This window comes from Lysinibacillus sp. NPDC097195 (assembly GCF_044762075.1).
Classification (GTDB): domain Bacteria; phylum Bacillota; class Bacilli; order Bacillales_A; family Planococcaceae; genus Lysinibacillus.
Genome location: NZ_JBIWDP010000009.1, coordinates 1 through 15302 on the forward strand (window position 1 = coordinate 1; position 15302 = coordinate 15302).

The window sequence follows — 15302 nt, forward strand, 5'->3', positions numbered from 1 at the left end:
CGATGTATATTGAAAGCCGTAAATAGTCTAGTGATGATGGCAAAGAGGTCACACCCGTTCCCATACCGAACACGGAAGTTAAGCTCTTTAGCGCCAATGGTAGTTGGGGGCTTCCCCCTGTGAGAGTAGGACGTCGCTAGGCAACAAAAACAGTCAGCTGAGTGCTGATTGTTTTTTTTATGGCTCTTGTTGAATTCTCATATTATATTGGAGTTTGTTTAATCAAATATTGGAAACTTCTTGTTTCCTCATATATTATTTTTTGTAGGTAATAATAGCATTTAAGCGGAAAATAAAAAATAATATTAAAGAATAGATTAAATTCTATTAAAAAAGTATTGCATTGTATCTTTACCTATGGTATATTTATAAATGTCTTAAAGAGGTCCCGTGGTGTAGCGGTTAACATGCCTGCCTGTCACGCAGGAGATCGCCGGTTCGATCCCGGTCGGGACCGCCATTATATGAAACTACAGTTCTTATGATTTTTATGAATCATAAGGCTTTTTTTATTTGTAGGATAATGAAGTGCCAATAAATATAGAATCGTCCTAGCTCAATAAAATAGTAAATACATAAATGAGATGGACTAAATCGTTGTCCAGTGCATATGTATAGACAGTATGAGCTTTTGCAAGGAAGGACGGAGGGGTGTCCATAGCATTTCGATTCTTTATATATTGGTTAATCTTTCTACTTAAAGTTGCTTGTGGAGTTCCTGTTATTGATATAGAGGAATCGAATTCGTATCATTGGCAAAAAAATATGAATGAACATGAATTTGAGCAATTACAGCAAGGGATGAGCTATATGGAAGTAGTCGAAATTGCCGGCGGTGATGCCAGCGAGATGATTAGCAGCGAGTATTATCGATGGAATGATGAAATACTTATGACGCAAGCATATACAGTTCAATTTAAAGATAATCAATTAGTTAATAAAGAAGTTATTGCGCTAAAGGGATATTCAACACGAGAGTAGACACGTCTTCGATAAGGAGGACGTGTTTATTTTTTGAAAATTACTCGATGCTTTGAACATTTGCGCATGTTTCGGTAAACTAGAAGTATTGAGCTAGGAGAGGACATAATGATGAAGTTTGAGAAAATAATGAATTCACTAGAAGATACAGAGCACTTTGCCATCAAGCTTGCAAGTTTGCTGATGGCACAAGATACAATTACGTTAGAAGGCGACTTAGGTGCCGGCAAGACTACATTTACAAAAGCCTTAGCAAAAGGTCTAGGTGTTACGAGAACCGTTAACAGCCCTACATTTACAATAATGAAACAATATGAGGGACGCTTACCTTTTAATCATTTAGATGTCTATCGTTTGGCAGACAGTGATGAGGACCTTGGGTGGGACGAGCTATTTTATGGCGATGCGATATCGGTAGTTGAGTGGGCCCATTTAATAGAAGAGGATTTACCTAAAGAGCGTTTAGCTATTGAAATTTATCGTATGGGTGAAAATGAAAGACGATTTGTGTTAATGCCTTATGGCAAGCGATTTGAGGCAATATGTGAGGAGCTAATGAGATGATTTGGTTGGGAATTGAAACAGCCAATGCGCCACTTTCTGTAGCAGTTGTGAAAGATGGAAAAGTGATGGCTGAAGTAGTACAAAATATAAAACTAACGCATTCAGCAGGAGCAATGCCAGCGATTGAAACAATACTAGCGAATGTTGGTGTAAAACCAAATGAGTTAGATGCAATCGCTGTATCAGAAGGACCTGGTTCTTACACAGGGGTACGAATTGGTGTGACGCTTGCTAAAACATTAGCATGGACGCTACAAAAACCATTAGTTGGAGTTTCAAGTTTAAAAGTGTTAGCCGCCAATGTAGCGCTTTTTGAAGGACTTGTATGTCCTATTTTTGACGCACGCCGAGGCAATGTCTATACAGCTGTTTATAAAGGAACAGAGCTAGATGTCGTTATAGAAGATTATCATGACCATATCGATGGACTGTTAGCTCGTTTAAAGGCATTAGCGGCACCAATATTATTTGTAGGAACAGATGTCGATGTATTTTGGGATAAAATCGTGGAAGTACTTGATCACAACGCGTATCGTGCACCTTTCCATGAAGACTTACCACGTGCGAGTGCAGCCATTCGCTTAGCAAGCGCAGAAGTGTTACCGAGCGTCGAAGCAGTTCACCATTTTACGCCTCAATACAAACGTATTGCTGAGGCCGAAGCGAATTGGTTAAAGGAACAAAAGGAGAAAACACATGAGCAGTAATGTTATGTATCGGAAAATGGTATCAGAGGATGTTCCAGCGGTATATGCGATTGAACTTGCTACATTCCCTACGCCATGGACATTAGATTCTTTTTACTATGAGATGCATGAAAATCAATATGCACATTATGTTTTAGCGATAGATGAAAACAATACTATTCTAGGTTTTTGCGGAATGTGGATGGTCATCGATGCGGCGCAAATTACAAATGTCGCTGTTGTAGAGTCGGCTCGCGGCAGAGGGATTGGTGAAGGCTTAATGCGAGAAGCAATGCGTATTGCGCGTGAGCATGGCATGGATGTGATGAGTCTAGAGGTACGTGAAACCAACACTGTAGCACAAAATCTTTACCGTAAGCTTGCCTTCCAGGATGGCGGCATACGTAAAGGTTACTATACAGATAACGGGGAGGATGCCCTAGTCATGTGGGTGAATTTATAATGGAAAATCGAGTTATTTTAGCAATTGAATCTAGCTGTGATGAAACGGCAGCAGCTGTTATTCGTAACGGCTCAGAAATAGTGTCTAATGTAGTAGCTTCACAAATTGAAAGCCATAAGCGTTTTGGAGGCGTTGTACCTGAAATTGCGTCACGTCACCATGTAGAGCAAATTACGGTAGTCATTGAAGAGGCACTTAAACAAGCCAATATGCAACCATCTGACTTAGATGCAGTAGCTGTTACAGAAGGTCCGGGTCTAGTTGGGGCATTATTAATTGGCATAAATGCTGCAAAGGCATTTGCATTTGCCAATAATTTACCAATTTTAGGTGTGCATCATATTGCAGGTCATATTTATGCTAATGCACTTGTCCAACCAATGGAGTTTCCACTGCTTGCACTTGTTGTATCTGGGGGACATACGGAGCTTGTGTATATGAAAGAACATGGCTCCTTTGAAGTAATCGGAGAAACGCGGGATGATGCAGCGGGAGAAGCATATGACAAAGTTGCTCGCGTATTAGGATTACCTTATCCAGGTGGTCCTCGTATCGATCAGCTAGCGCATGAAGGGCAAGAAGCGGTTGCTTTTCCACGCGTCTGGCTTGAAGAAGACAGCTATGATTTTAGCTTTAGCGGTTTAAAATCGGCCGTTATTAACTATAAGCACAACATGGATCAGCGAGGCGAAGAGATTTCCCCAACAGCTGTTGCAAAAGGTTTTCAAGAAAGTGTAGTGGAAGTATTAACAGCTAAAACATTACGTGCGGCACGTGAATATAAAGTGAAGCAAGTTATTGCGGCTGGTGGGGTAGCTGCAAACAAAGGATTGCGTACATCACTTGAAGCAGTATTTACTAAAGAGGGCATTCCATTTTTCGTACCTCCATTAAAATTGTGTACAGACAATGCAGCAATGATAGGCGCTGCTGCAACACCGATGTTTGAAGCTGGTATTCGAGGAAATATGATGATGAATGGCCGCCCAGGTATGGAATTGAAATCTTGGGTTGAATAACAAAAAGAGGTTGCTCAGTGTTGCTGAGCTACCTCTTTTTTGTATGCCGATAAAATAGTAAACAAAACTAGAAAATACAAACGTAAAGTAGAAAAAGATAAATAGACAAATTTTTCAGAAAATTATCCACAGGTTACTGTGAAAAAAGTGTATAAAAAAACTGCGAACATTCGTACTTATGCACATTATGTGGATAACTTGTGCATAAGTTGTGATTATTCTATATATAGTAGCGATTTTTACACAAAACTATGTGGATTAATTAATTTGTAATTGTGGACAGTGTGGAAAAGTCTGTTGATATGTTGATATTACTAGTTTCATAGTGTGTATAAAGTTGTGGGCATTTTTTGTCGAAAAATAGCACTTGACCAATATATATGAAAAATGAAGGCGAGTAAAGAAAAAAGCCATATGACAAGCATATGGCTACAGAGTGTCGGCAAAGGGCAAAAGAAGTTTGCGCTTGAATGCCTTATATTTAGTTGATTGGAGTGGAGGGCGGCGACTCCTGCGGGAACGCACGCATAGTAAGACGCAACAAGCCGCGCGCTAGCGAGGGTTGCGGCTTACGGTGTGCCCGCGGAAAGCGTCCGCCCGTAACGGAAATCAACGGCAGTTAAAAATGAAAAAAGAATTTAGACAAGACCAAATGGCTTTTTCGAGAGTTTATAAACTAATATTTTCTAATTCTTCATTTAGCTCAAGCCATTCCATTTCAATGACTTCGTGCTGTTCTTTGACAGTAGCTAATTCATTTTGCAGTTCTGTAATCTTCTCATGGTCTGTGAAAATTGCAGGATCACAAAGCGATTCTTCTAAATGAGCGATTGCCGCTGAAGCCTTTTGCATGTTGACTTCTAACTCTTCAATCGTTCTTCTAATTTGGCGCTCACGTTTTTTAGCCTCTTTATCGATTGTAGAAGTTGATGTCTTTTCAGGTGCTGATGATTGAAGCTGTGGTTGAGAAGCTGCTTTCATTTGAGCAATTTCGTAAAGTTCTTGCTTTTTCTCAAGATAATAATCATAGTCACCTAAGTACTCAAAAGAGCCTTCTCCTGACAGCTCGACAACTTTCGTAGCAATTCGATTAATAAAATAGCGGTCATGTGATACGAAAAGAAGTGTACCAGGATAATCAATTAGAGCGTTTTCCAACACTTCTTTACTATCTAAGTCTAAGTGGTTGGTAGGCTCATCGAGAATTAAGAAATTCGCCTTTTGCATCATTAACTTTGCCAATGCAAGTCGAGCCTTCTCACCACCAGATAAAGAATTGACGGCTTTATCCACATCTTCTCCACTGAATAAAAAGCGGCCAAGTACAGTGCGGATATCTTTTTCGTTCATAAGTGGCCATTCATCCCAAAGCTCTTTTAACACGCTTTTATTGCTAGATAATTTAGCTTGTTCTTGATCGTAGTAGCCAATTTGGACGTTAGTGCCATAGCGAATTTCCCCTGCAAGTGGGGACAAATCCTTAACAATTGTTTTTAATAAGGTTGATTTGCCAACACCATTTGGTCCAACGAGAGCGATGCGATCTTCACGAAATGTGCGTAATGTAATGCCGCTAGATATTTGTTTATCCCCATAGCCGACAGCTAGGTCATCGATTGACAGCACATCATTGCCACTTTGACGTTCAATTGTAAAGCCGAAGCTAGCTGACTTTTCATCACCATCAGGGGAATCCATCCATTCTGTACGTTCAAGCATTTTACGACGGCTTTGTGCCATTTTAGTCGTAGAAGCACGTGCAATATTTTTTTGAATAAATTCCTCTAGCTTTGCTTTTTCATCTTGCTGGCGTTCAAACATTTTAATATCGCGTTCATAGTTTTTCGCCTTTTCCTCTAAATATGCACTGTAGTTGCCAGTATATTTTGTGACGCGATGACGGGAAACTTCGTAGACGATGGAGACTACTTGATCTAAGAAGTAACGGTCATGGGACACAATTAAAATAGCGCCTTCATAGCCTTTTAAGTAAGTTTCTAACCAAGAAAGTGTTTCGATATCTAAGTGGTTGGTAGGCTCATCAAGAATTAATAAGTCAGGCTTACTTAATAGTAGCTTAGCAAGAGCTAAGCGAGTGCGCTGACCACCTGATAATGAGCTAATGGCCTTTTCATAATCCTCCGGGTAAAATTGCATACCATGAAGCACAGAACGCGTATCAGATTCGTATTGATAGCCTCCAGCATCTTTAAAATCATGCTGTAATTGGTCATATTCAGACATGACCTTTGCGTACATATCTGGATTATCGTAAACAGCTGGATCAGCCATTTGCTGTTCAAGGGAACGTAACATTTTTTCTTGTCCTAGAAGAGGTTCGAAAATTGTCATCATTTCGTCCCAAATAGACAATGTGGAATTTAGACCAGCATGTTGCTCTAAATAGCCAACTTGTACACCTTTTGGAATGATGATATCGCCAGCATCATAAGACATTTGACCAGCGATAATTTTTAGTAAAGTGGATTTACCAGCACCGTTCCGTCCTACTAATGCCACACGATCACGGTGTTGAACTTCTAGTTTGACACCACTTAAAATTTCATCTGCAATAAAGGATTTATATAGTTGATTGACTTGTAATACAATCATTCATGACACCTCAATTCCTTCTTAGTGTAATGGATGCGGGAATTGCTTGCAATGCCAGTGCTTTACTTATTCCAAGCGGTCATGTAAGATTGAAACGATTTCTCTTTAGTTAATGGCGTAAAAAACGCCATTAACTAAAGGGAAATCCTCTAGTTGGTGTTATAATTTTAAAAAGTTCAGCACTGCAAGATGCAGGGGGAAACGAAGGAAAATACCTCGGCAAATGACACAAATTATAAGATGAGCTTTTCAAGAAAGCTTGAACAAATCTTTTGTATTAGCATGTTTCAAAAAGAGTTTTCAAATACGCTTAGGTGAATTTGAATTGTTTAAATAAGGAGGAAAAAGTTTGAAACAAGAAGTGAAAATTCCACAAGCCACAACAAAAAGACTTCCTCTTTACTATCGATTTATCCAAAACTTTGCACAAGAAGGAATGGAACGTATTTCATCGAAAGAATTGAGTGAAGCGATGAAAATCGATTCTGCCACGATTCGTCGTGATTTTTCTTATTTTGGTGCGCTTGGGAAAAAGGGATATGGCTATGATGTTCAACATCTTTTGAATTTCTTTAGCCAAACACTTGATCAGCATGAAACAACTAAAGTCGCGTTAATCGGAGTAGGGAATCTAGGGAATGCTTTTTTAAAGTATAATTTCCAAAAAAATCATAACACGCATATTGTCGTTGCATTTGACTCGAAGGCTCCAAAGGAAGGGAAAATGATTAGCAATATTCCTGTTTATCATCCCGATTTATTGGAAGAAAAATATGCTGAGTATGGAGCAGACCTTGCGATTTTAACCGTATCTTCGCGCTCTGCCCAGAAGATGGCTGATCGTTTAGCAGCTATGAATGCAAAAGGTATTTTAAACTTTACGCCAGAACGTATAACAGTACCTGATTCTATGAAGTTATTGACAATAGATTTGTCGGTTGAATTACAAGCGCTTATATATTTAATACGAAATAGCGATAAATGAGGCATTCACAATTTTGTAAACAGTTACAAATGATGGCGGTTATTCTGTCGAAATATATTCGCCAAACGAAAAAAATTGAGTTAAAATGATAGTTATAAGAGGAGGTGGCTGAAATGGTTGTGCACTTAAGTGCTTTTACACCAGTTAGCCTAGTAATTATCGGTGTTGTCGCAATTTTAATCTTCGGACCAAAGAAATTACCAGAGCTAGGTAAAGCAATGGGTTCTACACTTCGCGAGTTTAAAAATGCAACAAAAGGTCTAGCTGATGACGATGATGATAACAAAAAGAACATAATTGAACATAAAGAAAACGATAAAGTTAAGTAAGTTAAGGATGTCAATAATATGAATCCAAGAGAATTAACAGTTGTAGAGCATTTAGAAGAACTAAGAAAACGGCTCTTTATTTGCGCTGTTTTCTTTGTATTTGCACTTATCATAGGTTTTTATCTAGCCAAACCATTTATTAAGTATATTCAACTTAGTAAAGAAGCAGAGCAACTAACTATGAATGCATTTAATGTGACTGACCCACTTGTCATCTATTTACAAGTGACGGTTGCCATCGCATTTGTTATCAGTTCACCATTGCTTCTTCATCAAATTTGGTTGTTTATCACACCAGGTTTACATGAGACAGAACGTAAAGCTACTTTAAAATATATTCCGTATTCGTTTATTCTATTTTTAGCAGGCGCTTCATTTTCTTATTATATTTTATTCCCGTATGTCATGCACTTTATGATGGGCTTATCTGCGGATTTAGATATTCAACAAACAATAGGGATTAACGCATATTTTTCATTTTTATTTCGCCTAGTTATGCCGTTCGGTATTATTTTTCAATTACCTGTTGTGACATTATTTTTAGCGCGTTTAGGTATTTTAAATCCTGAATTAATGGTGAAATTCAGAAAATATGCATATTTCGGCTTAATCGTCATTGCAGTATTTCTTGCGCCACCTGATTTTATTTCAAATGTCATCGTTGCCATACCTCTATTTGTAATTTATGAGATTAGTATTATTATTGCGCGTAGAGGCTATCGTAAATTTTTACAAGCAGAAGCGTTGTTATTAGAGGAAGAGCGCAAAGAAGCAGAACGTGAACAAGTTGAGCGTTTATTAGCTGAACAACGACGTCAAATGGAAGAACTGAATGACTAAGAAAAAGAGCTAGATGATTTCCACATCTAGCTCTTTTTTTATTGCATTTTTTGCATTTCCTCGAGGAATTTTTGCAAAGGTTCTGCGTAAAATTGTACGAGTGTTACAAAGCCATTCAGCATAACATGCGCTATAATTGATGTCCAAATCCGTTTTGTTTTGTGGTATAAGAAAGCAAAGATTAGACCACAAATGGTATATAACAGAATATGAGAAAAATCGAAGTGAATTAATGCGAAGAAAATGGCACTGACAATAGCCGCCACCCAGAAATTCGTCGTTTGAACAAGTGAACCGAAAATAACACGACGAAAGACAAACTCTTCTAAAATTGGACCAAAGACCACAATTGCTAAAATGGCTATAGGTGCACCTTTGGCAATAGCTACAATATCGGCAGTATTTTGTGAGCCACCTTCGATTCCGAACACGGCCATTTCAATAGCTGCTCCAATCATTTGCCCGAAGAACACAAGGAAGAAACCGATAATTCCCCACATGATGGTAAGAGGTATAGACTCCTTTTTGCCTTGATATACATCCCAAAACGCTTTGTCACGATTCGTTAAAATCAAACTAATAATCAATGCAATGGCAAAGCTAAGCGCAATATACCAGCCTTGTGTAATAGGAGCCGCTTGTGCGTGAGGTAAACCCGTTGTACTCATCACAAATTTATGAAACGGTAAAAGTAACCACTTCCCTGATAATTGCATGATAATGTAAACGATTAACACATAGAGAGCTGTTTTTTTATGCTTTACGCCTTTTATAGAATTAGTCACAGTCAAAATCCTTTCCATTTTTAAGCTTCCTTTCTATTGTAGAGGAATATGGAAAGAAAACAAAATTTTTCGAAGTTCTCACTTGCAAAAAAACAATGGATTGATTATCATAATAAATGTATTAGCACTCATCTATATAGAGTGCTAATAAACTTTCAACAATTATTTCATTAATAGGAGGTTGTTTTACTTGTTAAGACCACTAGGAGATCGTATTGTCATCGAACTAATCGAGGTAGAAGAAAAATCTGCATTTGGGATTGTACTACCAGACTCTGCAAAAGAAAAACCGCAAGAAGGTAAAGTAGTAGCAGTTGGGACAGGTCGTGTTTTAGAAAACGGACAACGTGTAGAGCTTGACGTTAAAGTTGACGACCACATTATTTTCTCTAAATACGCAGGTACAGAAGTTAAATATGAAGGCAATGAATACTTAATTTTACGCGAAAGCGATATTCTTGCAATTATTGGATAATTATTAGTATATGAATCAAGCTTAACGAATATTCCATTTCAGGAGGGTAAATTCAAATGGCAAAAGATATTAAATTCTCAGAAGAAGCGCGTTCATTAATGCTTCAAGGTGTAGATAAATTAGCAAACGCAGTGAAAGTGACATTAGGTCCTAAAGGTCGTAACGTCGTGTTAGAAAAAAAATTCGGTTCACCACTAATTACAAATGACGGTGTAACAATTGCGAAAGAAATCGAACTTGAAAATCCATACGAAAACATGGGTGCAAAATTAGTAGCAGAAGTTGCTTCTAAAACAAATGAAATTGCTGGTGATGGTACAACAACAGCAACAGTTCTTGCACAAGCCATTATTCGTGAAGGTTTGAAAAACGTAACAGCTGGTGCAAACCCTGTTGGCATCCGTAAAGGTATCGACAAAGCGGTAGCAGCTGCACTTACAGAATTACATGCTATTTCTCGTCCGGTAAGCAACAAAGAAGAAATTGCACAAGTTGCGGCAATTTCAGCAGCTGATGATGAAGTAGGCCAACTAATTGCAGAAGCAATGGAACGTGTTGGTAATGACGGTGTTATCACAATCGAAGAATCTAAAGGTTTCACAACTGAATTAGATGTAGTGGAAGGTATGCAATTCGATCGTGGGTATGCATCTCACTATATGGTAACTGATACAGATAAAATGGAAGCAGTTCTTGAGAACCCATACATTTTAATTACAGATAAAAAAATTACGAATATCCAAGAAGTATTACCACTATTAGAACAAGTGGTACAACAAGGTCGCCCACTTTTAATGATCGCTGAAGATGTTGAAGGTGAAGCTCTTGCAACACTTGTTGTAAACAAACTTCGTGGTACATTTAATGCTGTTGCAGTAAAAGCACCAGGATTCGGTGATCGTCGTAAAGCAATGCTTGAAGACATCGCTATCTTAACAGGTGGTCAAGTTATTACTGAAGAGTTAGGTTTAGACCTTAAAACGGCTGATATCACTTCACTTGGCCGTGCAGCAAAAGTTGTTGTAACAAAAGACAACACAACAATCGTAGAAGGTGTTGGCGGTGCAGATGCAATCGAAAGTCGCGTTGGTCAAATCCGTGCACAACTTGCTGAAACAACTTCAGAGTTCGATAAAGAAAAATTACAAGAGCGCCTAGCTAAATTAGCTGGTGGTGTAGCAGTTATTAAAGTTGGTGCTGCAACAGAAACAGAACTAAAAGAACGCAAACTTCGCATTGAAGATGCATTAAACTCAACACGCGCAGCAGTAGAAGAAGGTATCGTTTCAGGTGGTGGTACTGCACTTCTAAATGTCTATGCAGCAGTTGAAAAAGCAGCTGACGCAGTTGACGGCGATGTAGCAACTGGTGTAAAAATTGTACTTCGTGCATTAGAAGAGCCAGTTCGCCAAATCGCAAACAATGCAGGTCTTGAAGGTTCAATTATTGTAGATCGCCTAAAACGTGAAGAAATCGGTGTAGGTTTCAACGCGGCAACTGGTGAATGGGTAAATATGATGGAAGCGGGCGTAGTAGACCCAGCAAAAGTAACACGCTCAGCACTACAAAACGCAGCATCTGTAGCAGCATTATTCTTAACTACAGAAGCGGTTGTAGCAGATATCCCAGAACCAGCAGCACCAGGCATGCCTGATATGGGCGGCATGGGTGGCATGGGCGGCATGATGTAAGCCTTGCATAGCAAAGGATTACACAATGTTTGAAGGTAGATGAAGGTTCATTAGTGTTACTCACTTTAAATATAAAGTAGTCATTACCACTCTTCAATTATGAGGAGTGGTTTTTTTATGCAATGAAAAACTCTTTAGTCAACGGTTGCATTTGATTGTTGGAGCGGTAGATTATCGTTTTCGTGCAATGGACGTTGTTGTTTAGAATGAAAATTTCGTACGGGGACATTTATATAAAAGTACATGCCTATAGTTAAAATCGAAAATGCCCACCCTACAATTAGCTTATATACTAACATGCTACCATAACCATCAACACCATATTTTTTGAGAAGGTAAACTGTTAGTCCAGTCATAATGAATCCTCTCATGATGAAAATAGCTTGAATAAATTGAAACCATTTAAAAATTCCTTTTTGAAAAAATAATGCTCTACTGTCCGTTCGTGCATAGCCTTGCAAATATAAAAAATCAACTGCGTAATATAAAGAAAGCGGTCGCTTAATAATCAGTGTAATTATATAAAGAAGTGTATAAAAAAGATTTAAATAGATACCATTCCAAATCATCTGCTCTGCTGATCCTGACAGCAAATTTAGCGTTGTTCCAAGTGCTAGAGAGCCTAAAATAAAAAGACCTGTAATGTTAAATTGCCTCTCTAATATAAAACGGTAAATCATATAAGCAATTCCTGGTATGGTTGAAATGAGCATTGCTATATAATCACCTAGAGGCTCCCTTCCATAATTCCATATAACATAAGGCAATAGTGCATAAAAAATTACTTCTAATATAATGAATAATTTATTTGAACGTTGGTTCTTCTCCATATTCCCCTCCAAACTAAGTAACTGAAAAATCAGCTGTTTTAATTAAGTATATCAATTTTACAATAAGAGGTAATTAGTTATTTATTTGGAATTATTTATAAACATGTAAATAGAGTCGTTTTTTATACGGCATAATAAATGTATAGTAGAAAACAATAAGAAAATCTTAAGAATTGGTGCAGGCCTTTGTTAAGATTTACTTAGTATTATATCCTTAGACGAATCCTAAAGAGAGGGAGGAGTGAATGTAGTTGAACATATTAATTTGTGATGATGATAAAGAAATTGTAAGGGCTATTAGCGTTTATCTGGAAAATGAGGGCTATAAAGTTTTCAAAGCTTACGATGGTTTAGAGGCAATCGATGTTATACGAGATCAAGTTATTCACTTAATTATTATGGATATTATGATGCCAAGAATGGATGGTATTACAGCGACAATGAAAATACGTCAAGATAATATGATTCCGTTAATTATGCTGTCAGCTAAATCGGAGGATTATGACAAAATACTAGGATTAAATATTGGAGCAGATGATTATATGGCAAAGCCGTTTAATCCATTAGAACTTGTCGCAAGGGTAAAATCACAGCTAAGAAGGTATACGGCATTTGGTAGTCTTGAGGTAAGTAGCCATGTATTTCAAACAGGTGGTCTTATGATTGATGATGAAAAGAAAGTCATTACGGTTGATAAACAAGCGGTACATTTAACACCAGTGCAGTATAAAATTTTAAAGCTACTGACAGCCAATACGGGGAAAGTATTCACAATCGAAGAGATTTATGAAAAGGTATGGAATGAAAGTGCCATTAATCCGGAAAATACAGTAGCGGTACATATACGGAAAATTCGAGAAAAAATTGAAATTAATCCAAAAGAGCCGAAGTATTTAAAAGTGGTATGGGGAGTGGGATATAAAGTTGAGAAATATTAGTCATGCACTGATTACGAAAGTGTTGGTGTTTTTGATTGCCATCGCTTGCTTAACTGGTACGGCGAAGGTCGTAATCAACATGGAATTAGATGATGTGCATCTTAGCAGTATTAATCAAGATAATTATTTTGATAGTATAGCATTCGCTGATGAAAGTTTTAGTATGATTAATTCACTAGCGGAATTAATCGGACAATATAAAAGTGAAGAATATATTTTAAGCGGTAAGGCACTTACAAAACAAGATACTATAGAAATTGAAGAAGAACTTTATAATGATTATTCTAATTACTACAAATCTCCGAATGAGAGTGAAGTGGACAATAGAAAGATTTTTGAAGAAGCATATGCAGATGAAATACAAAGTAAAAAAGAAGAGCGCATGAGACAACAAGTACGAGTGTTTTATCGTTTACTTAGCACATTAGAAGCATCTGAAGGAATTGTCTATTACGCGAGCGACGGTGAACATGTATTTTCGAATAGTGAACTAAATAAAAAAGAACAATTTACATCATTTGATGCCTATATGCTATTTGGGAATTATCAACAAAAGCTATATCCAAAGGAAATGAAAAAGGGTAAATACTTAGATTTTATTACACAAGAAATTGACAACATGAATCCAAAGACAGACGTTATTTATGTGGCCTATAAAGCATCTTATCTCAAACAAAAAGTGCAAGAATGGGAAGAGAATAAAGCGGTCGCTAAACGTTATCTTAACGAAATTATTGTTTATCTAGCAGGGTTTATTGTATCCTTTGCTTATTTAATCATGGTTATTGGAAGAACATCATTTAAGGATAAAGAAATCCATTTGCATGTTTTAGATAAGCTATATAATGATGTCAATATTGGCATCGTTGTTTGTTTAACTGCGATGTGGGTGGCAATGATTTTTGAAGTGTTGCGTGAAATGTACTTGTTGCTCACGGTCCCTATTTTTATCATTGTATTATTAATGATTTTATCGCTCGTCAAACATATTAAAAATAGAACTCTACTTCAGCATACGCTTATTTATCAAATGCTGAAAAAAGTTTTTATGGGCATCAAGCATGTTTTTGATAATGGTAGTACGGCTGTGAAAATTGTGATGCTTGTTATTGGTTATCCTCTAGTAGTTGTAGCAACGTTTTTCATGTTTCCAATTACGCTTGGTCTAGCTGCTTGGCTTGCGTTAAAAAAGGTTAAGGCATTTAATCGCATTAAAGAGGGCGTAGAGCAAATTAAAAACGGAGACCTTCAGCATCGAATTGAAGTAGATGGAAAAGGCGAGTTTAGCCAACTGGCAGCAAATATTAATAGTATTACAGATGGCTTGAAGACATCAGTGGATAGTGAGATTAAGAGCGAGCGTTTAAAAACTGAACTAATCACAAATGTTTCGCATGATATCCGAACACCTTTAACGTCCATTATTACGTATGTTGATTTATTAAAAATAGAAAAAGACCCTGAACTAATTGCTGAATATATAGATGTATTAGATCAAAAATCAAAGAGGTTGAAGCACTTAACCGATGATTTATTTGAAGCGGCAAAAGCGTCAAGTGGCAGTATCCCTGTTCAGTTAGAACGAATTGATATCGTTTCGTTACTAAAGCAAGGAATAGGAGAAATGGATGAGAAGATTGAAGCGTCATCATTAAACTTTAAGTTAGCCCACCCTACAGAAAAAGTGTATGTCAAGGCTGATGGTAAACTGTTATGGCGCTCTATTGAGAACTTATTCTCCAATATTTTCAAATACGCCTTGCCCGCATCAAGAGTATATATTGATGTAGAAGATTTAGGACATGAATTACTCGTGACGTTTAAAAATATTTCAGCCTATGAATTAAACATTTCAGCTGATGAGTTAATGGAACGCTTTACACGAGGGGATGAATCTAGATCAAGTCAAGGTAGTGGATTAGGTTTGTCGATTGCGGAAAGTCTTATTCACATCCAACATGGTAAATTTTTAGTTCAAGTGGATGGCGATTTATTTAAGGTAATGATTTACTTACCAAAATTTCAACATGAATAATTGTAGCAAGGAATAGGATGCAGAACTGTGTCCTATTCTTTTGCTGCGAATCTTCAGCACAACTACAT

General features: G+C 37.4%; 15 protein-coding genes, 1 tRNA gene and 1 rRNA gene. 14 read left to right on the top strand and 3 right to left on the bottom strand.

Annotated elements, in window-relative coordinates:
* The first annotated feature begins 26 nt into the window (after positions 1-26).
* The 7 genes from rrf to tsaD all read left to right on the top strand — a co-directional run bounded on the left by rrf (position 27) and on the right by tsaD (position 3713).
* Positions 27-142: ribosomal RNA gene (gene rrf, locus ACIQXI_RS20925) — 5S ribosomal RNA — on the top strand.
* 242 nt (positions 143-384) lie between these two features.
* A tRNA-Asp gene (locus tag ACIQXI_RS20930) sits at positions 385-460 on the top strand.
* A gap of 191 nt (positions 461-651) precedes the next feature.
* Positions 652-981 (top strand): hypothetical protein, encoded by a 330-nt coding sequence (locus tag ACIQXI_RS20935; RefSeq protein WP_402928317.1) that lies wholly within the window; start codon positions 652-654, stop codon positions 979-981.
* A gap of 111 nt (positions 982-1092) precedes the next feature.
* On the top strand, positions 1093-1545 hold the full coding sequence (gene tsaE, locus ACIQXI_RS20940; RefSeq protein WP_402928418.1) for a tRNA (adenosine(37)-N6)-threonylcarbamoyltransferase complex ATPase subunit type 1 TsaE: 453 nt from the start codon (positions 1093-1095) through the stop codon (positions 1543-1545).
* Complete coding sequence (gene tsaB / locus ACIQXI_RS20945) at positions 1542-2252, top strand: tRNA (adenosine(37)-N6)-threonylcarbamoyltransferase complex dimerization subunit type 1 TsaB (RefSeq protein WP_402928319.1); 711 nt, start codon at positions 1542-1544, stop codon at positions 2250-2252. The genes tsaE and tsaB overlap by 4 nt, the downstream gene beginning before the upstream one ends.
* A complete protein-coding gene (gene rimI / locus ACIQXI_RS20950) occupies positions 2242-2694 on the top strand; it encodes a ribosomal protein S18-alanine N-acetyltransferase (RefSeq protein ID WP_402928321.1) in 453 nt (150 codons plus the stop codon). The genes tsaB and rimI overlap by 11 nt, the downstream gene beginning before the upstream one ends.
* The gene (gene tsaD / locus ACIQXI_RS20955) at positions 2694-3713 is read left to right on the top strand and encodes a tRNA (adenosine(37)-N6)-threonylcarbamoyltransferase complex transferase subunit TsaD (protein ID WP_402928322.1); all 1020 of its coding nucleotides are present in this window, start codon (positions 2694-2696) and stop codon (positions 3711-3713) included. Before rimI ends, tsaD begins: the two co-directional genes overlap by 1 nt.
* Before the next feature lie 669 nt (positions 3714-4382).
* Here tsaD and ACIQXI_RS20960 read toward each other — a convergent pair.
* Positions 4383-6326: an ABC transporter ATP-binding protein gene (locus tag ACIQXI_RS20960; protein WP_402928325.1), complete on the bottom strand. Its 1944-nt coding sequence runs from the start codon at positions 6324-6326 to the stop codon at positions 4383-4385.
* A gap of 349 nt (positions 6327-6675) precedes the next feature.
* Here ACIQXI_RS20960 and ACIQXI_RS20965 point away from each other — a divergent pair, with 349 nt between their 5' ends.
* The 3 genes from ACIQXI_RS20965 to tatC all read left to right on the top strand — a co-directional run bounded on the left by ACIQXI_RS20965 (position 6676) and on the right by tatC (position 8480).
* The gene (locus ACIQXI_RS20965; RefSeq protein WP_402928327.1) at positions 6676-7311 is read left to right on the top strand and encodes a redox-sensing transcriptional repressor Rex; all 636 of its coding nucleotides are present in this window, start codon (positions 6676-6678) and stop codon (positions 7309-7311) included.
* Between the two features lie 113 nt (positions 7312-7424).
* The gene (locus ACIQXI_RS20970) at positions 7425-7640 is read left to right on the top strand and encodes a twin-arginine translocase TatA/TatE family subunit (protein ID WP_402928329.1); all 216 of its coding nucleotides are present in this window, start codon (positions 7425-7427) and stop codon (positions 7638-7640) included.
* 18 nt (positions 7641-7658) lie between these two features.
* Positions 7659-8480 (top strand): twin-arginine translocase subunit TatC, encoded by an 822-nt coding sequence (gene tatC, locus ACIQXI_RS20975; protein ID WP_402928330.1) that lies wholly within the window; start codon positions 7659-7661, stop codon positions 8478-8480.
* 38 nt (positions 8481-8518) lie between these two features.
* Here tatC and ACIQXI_RS20980 read toward each other — a convergent pair whose 3' ends face one another.
* Positions 8519-9283, bottom strand: coding sequence for a CPBP family intramembrane glutamic endopeptidase (locus ACIQXI_RS20980; protein ID WP_402928332.1), 765 nt, complete (start codon positions 9281-9283; stop codon positions 8519-8521).
* 172 nt (positions 9284-9455) lie between these two features.
* Here ACIQXI_RS20980 and groES point away from each other — a divergent pair, with 172 nt between their 5' ends.
* A complete protein-coding gene (gene groES / locus ACIQXI_RS20985) occupies positions 9456-9740 on the top strand; it encodes a co-chaperone GroES (protein ID WP_024363933.1) in 285 nt (94 codons plus the stop codon).
* Positions 9741-9796: 56 nt separating this feature from the next.
* Complete coding sequence (gene groL / locus ACIQXI_RS20990; protein WP_069510993.1) at positions 9797-11431, top strand: chaperonin GroEL; 1635 nt, start codon at positions 9797-9799, stop codon at positions 11429-11431.
* Between the two features lie 134 nt (positions 11432-11565).
* On the opposite strand, the gene ACIQXI_RS20995 is transcribed toward groL, so the two are convergent.
* Positions 11566-12261: a VC0807 family protein gene (locus ACIQXI_RS20995; protein ID WP_402928334.1), complete on the bottom strand. Its 696-nt coding sequence runs from the start codon at positions 12259-12261 to the stop codon at positions 11566-11568.
* Positions 12262-12512: 251 nt separating this feature from the next.
* On the opposite strand from ACIQXI_RS20995, the gene ACIQXI_RS21000 reads away from it, so the two are divergent.
* Positions 12513-13199 (top strand): response regulator transcription factor, encoded by a 687-nt coding sequence (locus tag ACIQXI_RS21000; RefSeq protein WP_402928335.1) that lies wholly within the window; start codon positions 12513-12515, stop codon positions 13197-13199.
* Positions 13186-15234, top strand: coding sequence for a HAMP domain-containing sensor histidine kinase (locus tag ACIQXI_RS21005; protein WP_402928336.1), 2049 nt, complete (start codon positions 13186-13188; stop codon positions 15232-15234). Before ACIQXI_RS21000 ends, ACIQXI_RS21005 begins: the two co-directional genes overlap by 14 nt.
* Positions 15235-15302 lie beyond the last annotated feature (68 nt).

Bases quoted from the DNA above. Each gene is read 5' to 3' on its own strand.
- tsaE (WP_402928418.1), top strand. From the start codon at position 1,093: ATGAAGTTTGAGAAAATAATGAATTCACTAGAAGATACAGAGCACTTT.
- tsaB (WP_402928319.1), top strand. From the start codon at position 1,542: ATGATTTGGTTGGGAATTGAAACAGCCAATGCGCCACTTTCTGTAGCA.
- rimI (WP_402928321.1), top strand. From the start codon at position 2,242: ATGAGCAGTAATGTTATGTATCGGAAAATGGTATCAGAGGATGTTCCA.
- tsaD (WP_402928322.1), top strand. From the start codon at position 2,694: ATGGAAAATCGAGTTATTTTAGCAATTGAATCTAGCTGTGATGAAACG.
- ACIQXI_RS20960 (WP_402928325.1), bottom strand. From the start codon at position 6,326: ATGATTGTATTACAAGTCAATCAACTATATAAATCCTTTATTGCAGAT.
- ACIQXI_RS20970 (WP_402928329.1), top strand. From the start codon at position 7,425: ATGGTTGTGCACTTAAGTGCTTTTACACCAGTTAGCCTAGTAATTATC.
- tatC (WP_402928330.1), top strand. From the start codon at position 7,659: ATGAATCCAAGAGAATTAACAGTTGTAGAGCATTTAGAAGAACTAAGA.
- ACIQXI_RS20980 (WP_402928332.1), bottom strand. From the start codon at position 9,283: ATGGAAAGGATTTTGACTGTGACTAATTCTATAAAAGGCGTAAAGCAT.
- groL (WP_069510993.1), top strand. From the start codon at position 9,797: ATGGCAAAAGATATTAAATTCTCAGAAGAAGCGCGTTCATTAATGCTT.
- ACIQXI_RS20995 (WP_402928334.1), bottom strand. From the start codon at position 12,261: ATGGAGAAGAACCAACGTTCAAATAAATTATTCATTATATTAGAAGTA.